General features: G+C 71.3%; 13 protein-coding genes. 6 read left to right on the top strand and 7 right to left on the bottom strand.

What is annotated here, in order from left to right; genetic code table 11:
* Window positions 1-13: 13 nt before the first annotated feature.
* The 4 genes from KUM44_RS43975 to KUM44_RS43960 are packed head-to-tail and all read right to left on the bottom strand — an operon-like array spanning window position 14 to window position 4,917.
* Complete coding sequence (locus KUM44_RS43975) at window positions 14-652, bottom strand: ATP/GTP-binding protein (protein WP_217215375.1); 639 nt, start codon at window positions 650-652, stop codon at window positions 14-16.
* Entirely contained in the window at window positions 633-1,061 is a 429-nt protein-coding gene (locus tag KUM44_RS43970; protein ID WP_217215374.1) for a DUF742 domain-containing protein, read from the bottom strand. Before KUM44_RS43970 ends, KUM44_RS43975 begins: the two co-directional genes overlap by 20 nt.
* Window positions 1,058-1,561, bottom strand: a complete 504-nt coding sequence (locus tag KUM44_RS43965) for a roadblock/LC7 domain-containing protein (RefSeq protein WP_217215373.1) — start codon at window positions 1,559-1,561, stop codon at window positions 1,058-1,060. Before KUM44_RS43965 ends, KUM44_RS43970 begins: the two co-directional genes overlap by 4 nt.
* Complete coding sequence (locus KUM44_RS43960) at window positions 1,558-4,917, bottom strand: nitrate- and nitrite sensing domain-containing protein (protein ID WP_217215372.1); 3,360 nt, start codon at window positions 4,915-4,917, stop codon at window positions 1,558-1,560. The genes KUM44_RS43965 and KUM44_RS43960 overlap by 4 nt, the downstream gene beginning before the upstream one ends.
* 444 nt (window positions 4,918-5,361) lie before the next feature.
* Here KUM44_RS43960 and KUM44_RS43955 point away from each other — a divergent pair, with 444 nt between their 5' ends.
* Window positions 5,362-6,150, top strand: coding sequence for a protein phosphatase 2C domain-containing protein (locus KUM44_RS43955; protein WP_217215371.1), 789 nt, complete (start codon window positions 5,362-5,364; stop codon window positions 6,148-6,150).
* Window positions 6,151-6,211: 61 nt separating this feature from the next.
* Here the strand turns inward: KUM44_RS43955 and KUM44_RS43950 are convergent, their stop codons facing one another.
* Entirely contained in the window at window positions 6,212-6,724 is a 513-nt protein-coding gene (locus KUM44_RS43950; RefSeq protein WP_217215370.1) for a MarR family transcriptional regulator, read from the bottom strand.
* 252 nt (window positions 6,725-6,976) lie between these two features.
* Between KUM44_RS43950 and KUM44_RS43945 the strand changes: the two genes are divergently transcribed.
* A complete protein-coding gene (locus KUM44_RS43945; RefSeq protein WP_217215369.1) occupies window positions 6,977-7,816 on the top strand; it encodes a lysozyme in 840 nt (279 codons plus the stop codon).
* Window positions 7,817-7,930: 114 nt separating this feature from the next.
* Here the strand turns inward: KUM44_RS43945 and lon are convergent, their stop codons facing one another.
* Window positions 7,931-10,345, bottom strand: a complete 2,415-nt coding sequence (lon, locus tag KUM44_RS43940) for an endopeptidase La (RefSeq protein WP_217215368.1) — start codon at window positions 10,343-10,345, stop codon at window positions 7,931-7,933.
* Window positions 10,346-10,514: 169 nt separating this feature from the next.
* Between lon and KUM44_RS43935 the strand changes: the two genes are divergently transcribed.
* Window positions 10,515-11,315, top strand: a complete 801-nt coding sequence (locus tag KUM44_RS43935) for a GNAT family N-acetyltransferase (RefSeq protein ID WP_217215367.1) — start codon at window positions 10,515-10,517, stop codon at window positions 11,313-11,315.
* Here the strand turns inward: KUM44_RS43935 and KUM44_RS43930 are convergent.
* Window positions 11,298-12,131, bottom strand: a complete 834-nt coding sequence (locus tag KUM44_RS43930) for a rhomboid-like protein (protein WP_217215366.1) — start codon at window positions 12,129-12,131, stop codon at window positions 11,298-11,300. The genes KUM44_RS43935 and KUM44_RS43930 overlap by 18 nt on opposite strands.
* A gap of 186 nt (window positions 12,132-12,317) precedes the next feature.
* Here KUM44_RS43930 and KUM44_RS43925 point away from each other — a divergent pair, with 186 nt between their 5' ends.
* The 3 genes from KUM44_RS43925 (at window position 12,318) to KUM44_RS43915 (ending at window position 14,969) form a co-directional block, all read left to right on the top strand.
* Window positions 12,318-12,995, top strand: coding sequence for a spermidine synthase (locus KUM44_RS43925; RefSeq protein ID WP_217215365.1), 678 nt, complete (start codon window positions 12,318-12,320; stop codon window positions 12,993-12,995).
* A 133-nt stretch (window positions 12,996-13,128) separates the two neighbouring features.
* Window positions 13,129-13,866, top strand: a complete 738-nt coding sequence (locus KUM44_RS43920; RefSeq protein ID WP_030956984.1) for a response regulator transcription factor — start codon at window positions 13,129-13,131, stop codon at window positions 13,864-13,866.
* The gene (locus KUM44_RS43915) at window positions 13,863-14,969 is read left to right on the top strand and encodes a cell wall metabolism sensor histidine kinase WalK (protein ID WP_217215364.1); all 1,107 of its coding nucleotides are present in this window, start codon (window positions 13,863-13,865) and stop codon (window positions 14,967-14,969) included. The genes KUM44_RS43920 and KUM44_RS43915 overlap by 4 nt, the downstream gene beginning before the upstream one ends.
* The last annotated feature ends 216 nt before the right edge of the window (window positions 14,970-15,185 follow it).

The following is a 15,185-nucleotide window of genomic DNA, read 5'->3' as shown; positions in this document are numbered from 1 at the left end:
CTCCTACTCGGCTCTACTCGGGGGTTTCGTCCAGTGCGTGACGGACGAGGGCCAACAGGGTCTCGATGGCCGAAATCCGACGCCGCGCGTCCATGATCATGACAGGTATGTGCGCGGGGACGGTCAGGGCCTCGCGGACGTCCTCCGGCTCGAACAGCTCGCTGTCGTCGAAGTGGTTGACCGCGACGACGTACGGCAGCCCGCAGCTCTCGAAGTAGTCCAGCGCCGGGAAGCAGTCCTTCAGGCGCCGGGTGTCGGCCAGGACGACCGCGCCGATCGCGCCGCGCACCAGGTCGTCCCACATGAACCAGAACCGCTGCTGGCCCGGTGTGCCGAAGAGGTAGAGCACCAGGTCGTCGTCGAGCGTGATGCGGCCGTAGTCCATGGCCACGGTGGTGGTCTGCTTGCCCGGCGTCGAGGTGAGGTCGTCGGTCCCCTCGCTCGCCTCGGTCATCAGCGCCTCGGTCTGCAAGGGGGTGATCTCCGAGACGGCGCTGACCAGCGTGGTCTTGCCGACGCCGAAGCCGCCCGCCACCACTATCTTCGTGGCGACGGGGGCCCGGGTCCGGTCCGTCTGCCAGGGCTGTTCGGGCCCCTCGTCGACGAGGAGCGGGGAGACACCGCGAGCGGCGTCAAAGACGGCGGAGTCCACTCAGCACCCTTTCCAGCAGCGCGCGTTCCGGCCGGCCCGTGCCATGGCCGGTTCCGGTGCCGTACACACGGATCTTTCCCTGGTCCGCGAGGTCGCTGAGGAGCACCCGGACCACGCCGAGCGGCATCTTCAGCAGCGCGGCGATCTCGGCCACCGTGCGCATCCGGCGGCACAGTTCGACGATGGCCCGCATCTCCGGCATTACCCTGGTGGAGAGGGAACCGTTCGTGAGCTCCTTGCGGTCTTCACCGGCCTCCAGCGCGGCCGTGCTGCCGACGAACGTCTCGACGAGGAGGACGTGGCCGAAACGGGTACGGCCGCCGGTGAGCGAGTAGGGGCGCACGCGGGCGGGCTTGCGGTCGCCGCCGCGGACGGGGAGCTGGGGCCTGTTCTGCGGGGCGTTGCTCATCGGGTGCTCCCTGCCGAGGCGGTCTCGAGGGACTTCCTCAGCTCGCTGCGGAGTTCGGGGGTGAGCACGTGGCCGGCCCGGCCGACGAAGAGGGCCATGTGGTAGGCGACCACGCTCATGTCGCAGTCGGCGGAGCCGTGCACGCCGAGCAGCGAGCCGTCGCTGATGGACATCACGAACAGGCTGCCCTCGTCCATGGCGACCATCGTGTGCTTCACGCCGCCGAACTGCATCAGTTTGGCGGCGCCGATGGTGAGGCTGCCGATGCCGGAGACGATGGTGGCCAGGTCGGCGGAGGAGCCGCGCGGGCCGGTGGGCTTGTCGTTCCTGGCTTCCCTGGCCTCGGTGTTGCGGGCGTGGTCGGAGGAGAGCAGGAGCAATCCGTCGGAGGAGACCACCGCGACTGACTGGATGCCCGGCACCTCCTCGACCAGATTCGTCAACAACCAGTGCAGGTTGCGGGCTTCACTGCTCAGTCCGAAGGTACTGGGAGCGGTCAACTGCTTGCCTCCTCGGCTGTGCCCCCCGTGGCTGCTGCTTCGGATTCTGCTGTCGGGGCCGTGTTCTGGCCCGTCTGTTCGGCTATCTCCGCCTGTACGTCGCGGTGTCCCGCCTGTGCTCCCCTGCGGAAGCCGCCGAGTCTCCTGCGGAGGGCTTCGGCGTCTACCGTGCCGGTTCGCCGGCGCGGGGCCTGGGCGGTGGCGGTGATCTTCGGGGTGCGTTTGGGGAGGCCCTTGTCGGTGCGGGGGTCCTCGTCCGGGGTGCGGGTGTGTTCCGCCTCGGCTTCGCCTTCGGCGGGGTTTTCGTTCCCACCCGCACCACCCGTGCGGCGATCGTCGTCGGGTGCGGGTGGCCCCAGTGGGGAGCCCTCGCCGTCGGCGGCCACAGGCTGTCCGTCGATGCCGTGTCCGCGGCCCACGGGCTCGGCGACGGACCCTGGCGTCGCGGTCTCGACGGCGAACTCCGCACCCGCGAACTCGCCGGCCACCTGCCCCGCGGCCGTCGGCCCACCAGGCACCGGCTCACCGGCCGCCGACCCACTTGCCGTCGGCCCACCAGCCATCGACTCACCCACCGCAGGCCCACCAGGCATCGGCCCACCAACCGCCGACTCACCCACCGCAAGCCCACCAGCCGTCAGCCCACCAGCCATCGACTCACCCACCGCAGACCCGCCATGCGTCGAACCACCGGCCATCGGGCCAGGGCCACCGGCCATCAGGCCACCAGCGGTCAGCCCACCGGGCGCCGACGCGGTGGGCCCTGGCGTCGCGGGCTCGGCGGCGAACTCCGCAGCCGCCGGCTCGGCGGACACCGGCCCCGCAGCAACCGACTCGCCGGTTGTCGGCCCCGCGGCCGTCGGTCCACCCGGTGTCGGCCCCGCGGCCGTCGGTCCACCCGGTGTCGGCCCCGCGGCCGTCGGTCCACCCGGTGTCGGCTCCCCGGCCGCTGGCTCAGCGAGGTCCGGCTCGGGCGTCGGCCCGGGCGTCGGCTGTATCGGGAGCAGGAGCTCCATCGTGGTCTCGGCAGGGTGCTCGCGTTCCTGCTCGGGCTCGGGGGCCGTCGGGTGCTTCTGGGTCGCCTCCTGTACGGCCTTCTCCGCCAGTTCCAGCAGGGGGTCGGCGGACTTCGTGCGGCTGTGCAGGACGTTGGAGTTGGCCTCCGCGTCGGCGCCCGGGAGGGAGAAGGCGGGGGCGGCGGCGGGGTGCCGGGCGTCCGAGGGGACCGCTGCCGCGGAGGCCCCCGTCAGCAGGCCCTTGGGCAGGACCGCGACCGCGGCGACGCCGCCCTGCTTCTGCTCGCGGAGCTGGACGCGGACGCCGTGGCGGTGGGCGAGGCGGGCGACGACGTAGAGGCCGAGGCCCAGGCCGTTGTCGCCCTCCTGGTCGTAGGAGTTCACGGGGTCGAAGTCGGCGAGCCGGGCGTTGAGGCGGGTCAGACGATCGCTCGTCATTCCGATGCCTTCGTCCTGGACCGACAGCATGACCTCGCCGCTCTCCAGCAGCCAGCCGGAGACCTCGACGGGCAGGTCGGGCGGGGAGAACGACGTCGCGTTCTCCATCAGCTCGGCAAGGAGGTGGGAGAGGTCGTCCGCCGCGAAGCCCGCCACATGCGCGTGGGGCGGGAGCGCTGCGATGCGTACGCGCTCGTAGCGCTCGATCTCGCTGACCGCGGCCCGGACCACGTCCACCAGCGGGACCGGTCCCGCGTGCTGCTGGACATGCTCGGTGCCCGCCAGGACGAGGAGGTTCTCGCTGTGCCGGCGCATGACGGTGGCGAAGTGGTCGAGCTTGAAGAGCGTGGCGAGGCGCTCGGGGTCCTGCTCGCGCTCCTCCAGGCCCTCGATGACCGCGAGCTGGCGTTCGACGAGGCCGAGGGTGCGCAGGGCGAGGTTGACGAAGGTGTTGCCGATGCTGCCGCGCAGGCGCTCCAGCTGGGCGGCGGACTCGGCGAGTTCGGCACGCAGTCCCTCGCGCGCGTCGGCCATCTTCTGGCGCTGGCCGACCAGGTGCTTGCGGTCGGACTCCAGGGTGGTGATGCGCTCGTGGAGGGCGCGGGCGTGTGCGTGCAGGGCGTTGACGGAGTCGACGACCTGGGCGAACTCGTCCTTGCGGCCGGTGAACTTGACGGGCTCCTCGGCCGAAGGGTCCTCGGCGCGAGCGAGCCGGGCGGAGCCGAGGCGCAGGACGGCGAGGGGCCGGGTGAGGCTGCGGGCCATGCCGGTGGCGACGCCGACGGCGAGCAGCATCAGGGCGCCGAGGATGGCGATCCGGATCTCCAGCGCGGTGACGTCGTCGTCGCGGAGCTGCTCCAGGGCCTTGGTGCGGCGGTCGTAGAGGGCGGACTCGGCACCGCGCATCAGGTCGACGCGGGCGGAGAGGGCGGCCTCGGCGCGCTTGGTGTCGGTGGCCAGGTCACGGTCGGAGAGCGCGGGCTGGTCGGTGAGGGCGGCCAGATAGCGGTCGGCGATGTTGACGTCGTGCCCGGTGACCGTGGAGTCGTACGAGGTGCGTGCCGTCTTGGGCGCGGTGTCGTGGAAGTCGGCGAGGGCGGCGTCGGAGCGCAGCCGGGCCTGCTGGGCGGCGGCACTGAGGGCGGCGCGCTGCTTGGCGTCGGCGTCCGAGGAGGTCTTCCGGGTGGTCGCGAGGCCGGTGATCGGGTCGATGACGGTCTCGGTGGTGGTCGGCACACTGAGCGCGGCAAGCAGCAGACCCCGCGCGGCGGCGGCCTGCTGGACGGCCGAGTCCAGTTCGGCCAGCGCATGGGCGCCGGCGCCCGCACGGGGCGGCATCTGCTCGGCCAGGCGCTCGGCGAGCCGGTGCAGTTCGGTGATGGTGGCCGAATAGGCGGTGTGCGCTTCCAGCGCGGTGCTCTTGCCGGTGAGCGCGCCCCTGCGTACGGCCGCGATGGCGTCGAGGTCGTCGCGCAGGGAGGCGGGCGCGTCGGGGTCGGCGCGCAGTTCCTCGACCTGCCGGTCGACGCGGACGCTGCGCTGCTCGCTCGGCGCCTTGGACTTGGGGCGGCCGGCGGCGACGTACGACGTGACCTCGTCGCGTTCGTCGGCGAGGGAGTGGGCGAGGGTGAGCGCGTTCTCGGTCTGCTCGGCGAGGGTCACCAGTTCCTGGGAGTCGTGCAGTTGCCCGGAGGCGGTGACGATCGAGGGGACGCCGGCGCCTGCGATGGCGGCGGCGACGACGGCCACGGCGACGATCAGCCGGTTGCGTACGTGCGTCGGACGCCCCTTGCCCGCGGGTGCGGCGTCGCCGGTGGTGCCGGTCGCGGCGCCGGGAGTGGGCTGCGTGCCCCCTGCGGAGGCCGTCTGCTTGCCTGAGCGACGTGGCCGCGTCTTCTGCACCGGTGCTCGCATTCCTGACTCGTGATACCCATGGGTCCGGATGACGCTCTGTCAACTACCGCCGACCTCGCGTACACCCCTCCCCCAAACTCGCGCCCGCGAGCGGAGCTCGCTGATGGATGCAGTGCTCGAGCAGGGGGTGTCCTCACCGGTCCCCGACCCTCCCAGTGCCGGTGGGCGACGGCCGCGCATCACCTGACCCGCCACCCGAAGGAGTGAACCCCGGAGGGGAGTTGGCGGGCAAGTTCCTCGGACGCGCGCACTCGCCTTGTGCGGCAGGCCGGTTGGACGTCTGCGGCGGGCGGTGGCAGTATTCGCCGCCACGTCTTCCCGGAGCGCTCCATTCCACCCCAAATCAGACGTCTGACCTGCGCGGCGTCGCCTATTCGGCGGTCGATGCGACCCCTTCGTGGACCTTGTGAAGGGCTCGTGCAGACTGGCCGAATGCGAACAGAGCTTGCTTCGGAGCCCGGCGATCCGGCCCGTCCCAACGAGGACTTCGCGAGTGTGGGCCTTCCCGCCTCGGGGCAGGGCGGCGTAGTGGTGGTCCTGGACGGAGTGACCCCACCGAGAGGCGAGACGGGCTGTCTGCATTCCGTCCCCTGGTTCACCGCGCGGCTCGGCGGGGCCCTGACCGAACTGACCGTTTCACTCCCCGATGTTCCGCTGGGCGAAGCGCTGAGCCGGGCCATCACCCGTACCGCTGAGGCACACACCCAAACCTGTGACCTTTCTCACCCGCGCACCCCACAGGCCACGGCGGTTGTGGCCCGCTGGTCGCCGCAGAAGGTCGAGTACCTGATCCTCTCCGACTCGGCCCTCCTGCTGGAGTCGCCCGACGGCACGATCACCCCCTGCCTGGACGACCGCCTGGCCCGCCTCCCCCGCGCCTCCCTGGCCACGGACGCCCTCATCGACGCCCACATCCGCAACAAGGAGGGCGGCTTCTTCACGGCCGCCGCGGACCCGTCGGTGGCGGCGCGGGCGGTGACGGGAGTGCTGCCGCGCGAGGAGGTCCGGGCCCTGGCGGCGCTGACGGACGGGGCGACCCGCTGGGTGGAGAAGTTCCGGGAGGGCGACTGGGGGGACTGCTTCACCTTCGTACGCAAGGAAGGGGCGCGGGGACTGGTGGACCGGGTACGGGCGCTGGAGCGGGCGGACGCGGAGGAGCGGACGTGCCTGGGGCGGAGCAAGACGCACGACGACGCGACGGTGGTGTACGTGGAGTGGTGAGCGGGCGGGGGTCGCCCCGCGCTCACCCGGACCCTCCGCGAGCCTGCCCCTGCGGCTTGCCCTACTTCTCCATCCCCCGGTTCAACTGGTTCAGCAGCCGGCCCAGCTCCGCGACCTCGCGCGGGTCCCAGTGGGAGAGCTGCTCGACATAGCGCGCCCGCCGTGCCTCGCGCACCTTGGCGACCCGGCCCCGTCCCTCCTCCGTGAGGTGCACCAGCCACGCCCGTCCGTCGGCGGGGTCGGGCTCGCGGGCGACCAGGCCCAGGTCCTCCAGGGCGCGCAGCTGGCGGGACATGGTGGCCTTGCCGACGCCGATGTAGGCGGCGAGTTCGGTGGCCCGCAGCCGCCCGGACTCGTCCAGCCGCACCAGCAGCCCGTACGCCGCCGACTCCAGGTCGGGATGGACCTCGCGGGCCATCTCGCCCTGCTTGGCCCGAGCGCGCCGGAACAGAACGGTCAACTCCCGTTCCAGATCGAGGAACTCGGGCCGGCCCGGACCACCGCCGGACGCTCCCTCGGCGGGGGCACCTCCCGACGGTCCCTGCCGCTCGTCCCCGTTTCCGTCTTCCCGCACGTCAGCCCCTGCCTCGAATGTCCCGGCCCGGAAAGTTTCCGCCGACCGCCGTCGTTGCCGCAGCTCCGTCAGTATTTCGCAGGCTCAGACCAACGGCAGCCTTCGGACCCCCTTCCACCTGCCCTTCTCGCTGTCTGGCGTCCCTGTCGGAACCTGACTGGCATGCCCGCGCCACCTATACCCCGGACGGCGGCCGGTCACGGATACGCGCGACGTCTCCACCGAGCGTCACCGAGCCGTCGGAGGCACGCTATGCCCGTGCACAGATCCGAACCGCTCCGCCCCCGGCACACCCCTGTCGCCGGGGTCGTGCTCGCAGCCGTCCTGACCCTGACCCTCCTCGTACTGACCACCCGGCCCGCTTCCGCGTCCGCCGACGACCCCCCGCCCCGCGGCTCCGCCCATATGGGCATGGGCGTCCTCACCCATGACGGCACGGACGGTGAACCCGTCGCTGACCTGGCCGCTCAGACGGAAGGCGTGGACGTCTCCAGCCACCAGGGCAACGTCGCCTGGTCGGCCCTGTGGGACAGCGGGGTGAAGTGGGCCTATGTGAAGGCCACCGAGGGGACCTACTACACCAACCCCTATTTCGCCCAGCAGTACAAGGGCTCCTACGGCGTCGGCATGATCCGCGGCGCCTACCACTTCGCCACCCCGGACACCACCAATGGCGCAACCCAGGCCAACTATTTCGTCAACCACGGCGGCGGCTGGTCCCGCGACGGCAAGACCCTGCCGGGCGCCCTCGACATCGAGTGGAACCCCTACGGCGACGCCTGCTACGGCAAGACCCCGACCGCGATGGTCGCCTGGATCCGCGACTTCCTGAACCAGTACAAGGCCCGCACCGGCCGCGCCGCCGTCATCTACACGGCGACGAGCTGGTGGAAGCAGTGCACCGGCAACTACAGCGGCTTCGCCACTGCCAACCCGCTGTGGGTCGCCCGGTACGCCGCCGAGGTGGGGGAACTGCCGGCCGGCTGGAGCTACTACACGATGTGGCAGTACACGTCCTCCGGCCCGACCGTCGGCGACCACAACAAGTTCAACGGGGCGCTGGACCGGCTACAGGCTTTGGCCAACGGCTAGTACGGCGCCGCCAACGGTTGGACCCTCGCGCGGCGAAGGCCCGGGCTTCCCTCACGGGACCCGGGCCCTGCCTTTCCGGTCTCCGGGGGCGGAGCCCGCTGATGGACCGGGTCGTCACGCCGCGACCGGAACCTCGGGGGCCGCGCCTTCGGTGGCCGGCGACAGCGCCAGCTCCAGGACCTGACGGACGTCCGTCACGGCGTGGATGTCGAGCTTGTCCAGCACCTCGGCCGGGACGTCGTCCAGGTCGGGCTCGTTGCGCTTGGGGATGACGACGGTCGTGACGCCCGCCCGGTGGGCCGCCAGCAGCTTCTGCTTCACGCCGCCGATGGGCAGCACCCGGCCGGTCAGCGAGACCTCGCCGGTCATCGCCACATCCGTGCGCACCAGCCGGCCCGAGAGCAGCGAGGCCAGCGCGGTCGTCATCGTGACGCCGGCGCTCGGACCGTCCTTGGGCACCGCACCCGCCGGGAAGTGGATGTGCACGCCCCGGTCCTTCAGGTCGGCGACGGGCAGCTCCAGTTCGGCGCCGTGCGAGCGCAGGAACGACAGGGCGATCTGTGCGCTCTCCTTCATCACGTCACCCAGTTGGCCGGTCAGGGTCAGGCCCGCCGCGCCCGTCTCCGGGTCGGCCAGCGACGCCTCGACGTACAGGACGTCACCGCCCGCGCCGGTCACCGCGAGGCCGGTCGCGACGCCCGGGACCGCCGTACGCCGCTCGGCCGGGTCCTGTGCCGACTCGGGCACGTGGTGCGGCCGGCCGATCAGCCCGCGCAGGTCGCCGTCGCCGATCGTGAACGGCAGCTCCCGCTCGCCCAGTTCGTGCTGGGCGGCGACCTTGCGCAGGAGGCGTGCGATCGAGCGCTCCAGGGTGCGCACGCCCGCCTCGCGCGTGTACTCGCCGGCGAGCTTGCGCAGCGCGCCCTCGTCGATCGCGACCTCGTCCGCCTTCAGACCTGCCCGCTCCAGCTGACGCGGGAGCAGGTGGTCGCGGGCGATGACGACCTTCTCGTCCTCGGTGTAGCCGTCCAGGCGAACCAGCTCCATACGGTCGAGCAGGGCCTCCGGGATGGCTTCCAGGACGTTGGCCGTGGCGAGGAAGACCACGTCGGACAGGTCCAGTTCCACTTCCAGGTAGTGGTCGCGGAAGGTGTGGTTCTGGGCCGGGTCCAGGACCTCCAGCAGGGCTGCCGCCGGGTCGCCCCGGAAGTCGGACCCCACCTTGTCGATCTCGTCGAGGAGGACGACCGGGTTCATCGATCCGGCCTCCTTGATCGCGCGCACGATCCGGCCGGGCAGCGCGCCGACGTACGTACGCCGGTGGCCGCGGATCTCGGCCTCGTCGCGGACGCCGCCGAGGGCGACCCGGACGAACTTGCGCCCCATGGCGTGCGCGACGGACTCGCCGAGCGAGGTCTTGCCGACGCCGGGCGGGCCGACCAGCGCGAGCACGGCACCGCCGCGCCGCCCGCCGACGACACCGAGGCCCCTGTCGCTACGGCGCTTGCGCACCGCGAGGTACTCGGTGATGCGCTCCTTCACGTCCTCGAGGCCGGCGTGCTCGGCGTCCAGCACGCCCTTGGCGCCCTGGATGTCGTACGCGTCCTCGGTCCGCTCGTTCCACGGCAGTTCGAGCACGGTGTCGAGCCAGGTCCGGATCCACGATCCCTCGGGCGACTGGTCGGAGGACCGCTCCAGCTTGTCGACCTCCTTGAGCGCGGCCTCGCGGACCTTCTCCGGCAGGTCCGCGGCCTCCACGCGAGCCCGGTAGTCGTCGGACTCCTCGCCGTCCTGTTCGCCGTTCAGCTCGCGCAGTTCCTTGCGGACGGCCTCCAGCTGACGGCGCAGCAGGAACTCGCGCTGCTGCTTGTCGACGCCTTCCTGGACGTCCTTGGCGATGGTCTCGGCGACGTCCTGCTCGGCGAGGTGGTCGCGCAGTTGCTGGGTGGCGAGCTTGAGGCGGGCGACCGGGTCGGCGGTCTCCAGCAGCTCGACCTTCTGCTCGGTGCTCAGGAACGGCGAGTACCCGGAGTTGTCGGCGAGCTGGGACACGTCGTCGATGGCCTGGACCCGGTCGACCACCTGCCAGGCGCCGCGCTTGCGCAGCCAGGCGGTGGCGAGAGCCTTGTACTCCTTGACCAGTTCGGTGACGTGCCCGGGCAGCGGCTCGGGGACCTTCTCGTCGAGCCGCGCCCCCTCGACCCACAGCGCGGCACCCGGCCCGGTCGTCCCGGCGCCGATCCGCACCCGGCCGCGCCCCCGGATCAGGGCACCCGGGTCGCCGTCGGCCAGCCGGCCGACCTGCTCGACGGTGCCGAGCACACCGGTGCTCGCGTACGTCCCGTCGATGCGCGGCACCAGGAGCACCCGCGGCTTGCCGGGTTGCGAACGGGCAGCCGCCTGGGCGGCCTCCACCGCGGCGCGTACATCGGCGTCGTTCAAGTCCAGCGGGACCACCATCCCGGGCAGCACGACCTCGTCGTCGAGCGGCAGCACGGGCAGGGTGAGCGGTGTGGACGTCGAAGCCATGATCTCCCCTTAGGCAGTCAAGTTGAGTTATGCCGACTCAATGCACGGGGAGGCCCGAATGTTCCCGGGCCCTCGTTCGCTGTGAGCGATCAGCTGCCGCACACACGGTGACCTCGGCTTTCGTGAACAAACGGTTGCCGGGACCCGATCCTTCCCGCACCGTCTCCCCGTGACAGAGACAGAGATCCTTCTCGCGGCTTACGGCGACCAGATGCGCGGCGTGCCCCCGACTCCGCCCGCCGGCGTGACGTACGAACAGGACGGGCCGCTGCTGCGGATCGTCGGCGGGTTCCGGTGCCTCGTCACCGGCCCGCGCTCCCTCGGCGTGCGCGGCACCGAGTTGGACCGGCTCATCGCGCGGCAGCGTGACTTCTTCGCGGCGCGCGCCGAGGCCGTGGAGTGGAAGACCCGCTCCCACGACGACCCGGCGGACCTCACCGACCGGCTGCGCGAGGCGGGCTTCGTGCCCGAGGACCAGGAGACGGTCCTGGTCGGACGCGCCGCCGACATGGCCGTACGACAACCGGTCCTGCCCGACGGCGTGACACTGCGCCACGTCACGGCGGACGCGGACATGCGCCGTATCGCCGCGATGAAGTCGGTCGTGTGGGGCCGGGACTGGAGTTGGCTCGCCGACGACCTGATCGGCCGGGTCGCGTCGGCCCCGGACGAGATCTCCGTCCATGTCGCCGAGGCGGACGGTGAGGTCGTCTCGGCCGCATGGCTGGTGTTCCGGGCGGGCACCGGGTTCGCGAGCCTGTGGGGCGGGTCGACGCGGGCCGGGTGGCGGGGCCGCGGCATCTACCGCGCGCTCGTCGCCACCCGGGCCGCCATCGCCGTCGCCGTCGCCCGCGGTGTCACCTACCTGCATGTCGACGCGTCCGACGGCAGTGCGCCCATCCTGCGGCGGCTGGGCTTCGACGCGGTGACGACGACCACGCCGTACGTGTGGTCACCCGGGGCCGACTGAGCCCGACTTCGAGTGCGCGGCATGCCACCGCCTGACCACCGGCCACATCCCGATCCCGATGACCAGGGAGATCAGATGACCCCAATCGGTCAGCGGATCCGTGAGGTTCAGCAGGTCCTGGACCAGCATCCCGCCGGACAGCGCCAGTGCCGGCCACCGCAGCCACGGCCGCAGCAGCCCGGCCAGCGCACCGGTGCTCGTGGCGACGCCGAAGCTGATGCCGTAGTCGAGGCGGAACAGCGAACTGTCGGGAAGCCGGCCGACCAGCACCGCGAGCCCCACCGGGACCTCGGTCGCGAGCGTGGCCAGGACGTGCCCGGTCACGAAGACAAGGGCCGTGCGCACACCGCCGATCCGTCGCTCCAGCGCGGTCAGCACCAACAGGAAGCCGAGTGCGTACGGCCCCAGGAAGCCGCCCGCGACCCACAACGCGCTGGCGAGCAGCACCAGCACGGGCGTTCGCACGAGGTGCGCGACATCGGTGCTGGAGTCCTGGTGCAGGGCGTGGACGAGGTCAGGGGCGGCGTACGTGGCGATGAGCGAGGTGACGGCCAGTACGGCGGCGTAGGCGAGGGTGAACGGGGTGCCGGTGGGGGTGGGGAACAGACGCCAGGGACGGGAGGAACGGGCGCGGAGCGCGGCGGCTCCAGCGGGGACCGGCACCACGTGCAGCGGCGGCGTCACCGCGGGCACCGGCACGGCGCCGACCGGCCCGCGCTGGCGCGGCATCCCGACCAGCAGCCGCGCGACCTCTGGCTCCGGCCCAGGAACCGGGCCCGTCACGCCCGTCACGCCTCCGACCGCAGTCCGTTCCAAGGTGAGGCGCTCCTTCCGTTTCGCCCACCCTCGGACCACAGGTCATCCATGTCTGTGATCTGCACCACAGAACAGCGGATTCTCGGCAACCTCTCAACATGTTCTCGCGCCCCAGCAGTTCACGCCTTCGAAGGCAATCCCCTCGGCCACACCGGCCGCCCCGGCCGGACCTGCCAGGATGGCGGGATGCCCACTTCGTACGACATCCCCGAAGTCCTGGACCGTCGCGAGGGCCCGCACGGCGAGATCGTGCTGCGGCGGCACGGTGACCTGCTCCAGATCATCGCGAACGGCTGCTTCCTGATGGACACCTCCGACGGGCGCTCGGAGCGGCTGCTGGTCGACGCGGCGCTCGGCGCGCTGGACGGACGGCCCGACCCGGAGGTGCTGATCGGCGGGCTCGGCGTCGGGTTCTCGCTCGCACATGCCGCGGCCGATCCGCGCCCGGGACGGATCGCCGTAGTGGAGCGCGAGCGCGCGATTATCGACTGGCATCTCGACGGCCCGTTGTCCGACTTCTCCGCATCGGCCCTCGCCGATCCGCGCACCGAGATTCTGGAAACGGATCTCGTGGCCTACGTACATGAGACATCCGCCACGTATGACGCCCTGTGTCTCGACATCGACAACGGGCCCGACTGGACGGTCACCGAGGGCAACGACAGCCTGTACTCACCGGCCGGACTGGCGGGCTGCGCAGGGGCGTTGAGGCCCGGTGGGGTGCTTGCCGTATGGTCCGCCCAGCCCTCTCCGGAATTCGAAGAAACCTTGCGTAATGCCGGATTCCAACAGGTGCGTACCGAAGAGATCCCCGTTGCCCGGGGCGTTCCGGACGTCGTGCACCTCGGCGTACGGCCTGGATAGCCGTGGCGCGGCGACTCCCCGTACTCTGCTCACCTGACGCGGATCATTCAAGCGTCAATCGCAAGCATGCGCAGGCATAGCCAGTCAGTAGGAATCACCCCACGGATTCCGGAAAGCAACTTTGGGGCGGGCGATGGAGCAGACACACACCTCCCACAACGGCACGGCGGCGACCCCCGGCGCACAGCGCCGGGTCCTCGTGGTCGAGGACGATCCGACCATCGTGGACGCCATCGCGGCCCGCCTGCGCGCCGAGGGATTCCTCGTGCAGACGGCAGGTGACGGTCCGGCGGCGGTCGACACGGCCGAGGCGTGGCAGCCCGACCTGCTGATCCTCGACATCATGCTGCCGGGCTTCGACGGCCTGGAGGTCTGCCGCCGGGTGCAGGCCCAGCGGCCGGTGCCGGTGATGATGCTGACCGCGCGTGACGACGAGACCGACATGCTGGTCGGGCTCGGCGTCGGCGCCGACGACTACATGACCAAGCCGTTCTCGATGCGGGAGCTGGCGGCACGCGTGCATGTGCTGCTGCGCCGCGTCGAGCGGGCGGCGCTGGCCGCGACGACCCCGCGCTCGGGCATCCTGCGCCTCGGCGAGCTGGAGATCGACCACGCGCAGCGGCGCGTACGGGTGCGCAGTGAGGACGTTCACCTCACGCCGACCGAGTTCGACCTCCTGGTGTGCCTGGCCAACACCCCGCGCGCGGTGCTCTCCCGTGAGCAGCTCCTCGCCGAGGTGTGGGACTGGGCGGACGCCTCCGGCACCCGCACGGTCGACAGCCACATCAAGGCGCTGCGCCGGAAGATCGGCGCCGAGCGGATCCGTACCGTGCACGGCGTGGGCTACGCCCTGGAGACCCCGACGCCATGAGCGACGGACCGGCCGCGCGGAGAGGCCCCGGGGAGCCCTGGGGCGGCGTACGTCCGTTCTCGATCAAGACCAAGCTCGGCGCGCTGGTGATCATCGCGGTGCTGATCACCACCGGCCTGTCGATGATCGCGGTGCGCACCCAGACGGAGCTGCGCTTCATCACGGTCTTCTCGATGATCGCCACACTGCTCATTACGCAGTTCGTGGCGCATTCGCTCACCGCGCCGCTGGACGAGATGAACGCGGTGGCCCGGTCCATCTCGCACGGCGACTACACGCGCCGGGTACGCGACAACCGCCGGGACGAGCTGGGCGACCTCGCCGGGACGATCAATCTGATGGCCGACGAGCTGGAGGCCCAGGACCAGCAGCGCAAGGAGCTGGTGGCGAACGTCTCGCACGAGCTGCGCACCCCGATCGCGGGCCTGCGGGCCGTCCTGGAGAACGTCGTCGACGGCATCGCCGAGGCCGACCCCGAGACGATGCGCACGGCGCTGAAGCAGACCGAGCGCCTCGGCCGGCTGGTGGAGACGCTCCTCGACCTGTCCCGGCTGGACAACGGCGTCGTACCGCTGCGGCTGCGGCGCTTCGAGGTGTGGCCGTACCTGTCCGGGGTGCTGAAGGAGGCCAACATGGTCTCCTCCGCGCGCGGCGGCATGGCGTCGGGCTCCGGCAGCCACACCCGCACCGACGTCCATCTGCATCTCGACGTCTCCCCGCCGGAGCTGACCGCGCACGCCGACCCCGAGCGCATCCACCAGGTCGTCGCCAACCTCATCGACAACGCGATCAAGCACAGCCCGCCGCACGGCCGCGTGACGGTCAAGGCGCGGCGCGGGGCGTACGCGGAGTCGCTGGAGCTGGAGGTCCTGGACGAGGGCCCGGGCATTCCGCGGTCGGACTGGCACCGGGTCTTCGAGCGGTTCAACCGGGGCGCCGTGAGCCGGCCGCACGGGCCGGGCAGCGACGGCGGTACGGGACTCGGGCTGGCCATCGCGCGCTGGGCCGTCGATCTGCACGGCGGCCGGATCGGAGTGGCCGAATCCGATCGAGGCTGCCGGATTCTTGTCACGCTTCCGGGGCAGCCATCCGTACCAAGTTGACGTAAAGTTCGAAGCGGAGCGTCAAGATCCACGTGCGTCCTGACTGACGGACACGTGTGATCAGGTACAGACCTGCGCCTTCGGCGCGTCAGGTCGTGATCGCGTCTTCCCATCTGAGGTCATCCGAAGCGGAACCACGCTTGTTTCCCGCCATTTCCAAGCACGAAACACGCTTTCCGATGTGACTTACGCGACGATGACCTTGCTCAGCCTGAC

It is taken from the genome of Streptomyces sp. AC550_RSS872 (genome assembly GCF_019049285.1).
GTDB lineage: Bacteria > Actinomycetota > Actinomycetes > Streptomycetales > Streptomycetaceae > Streptomyces.
This window is presented reverse-complemented; position numbering and strand designations above follow the sequence as displayed.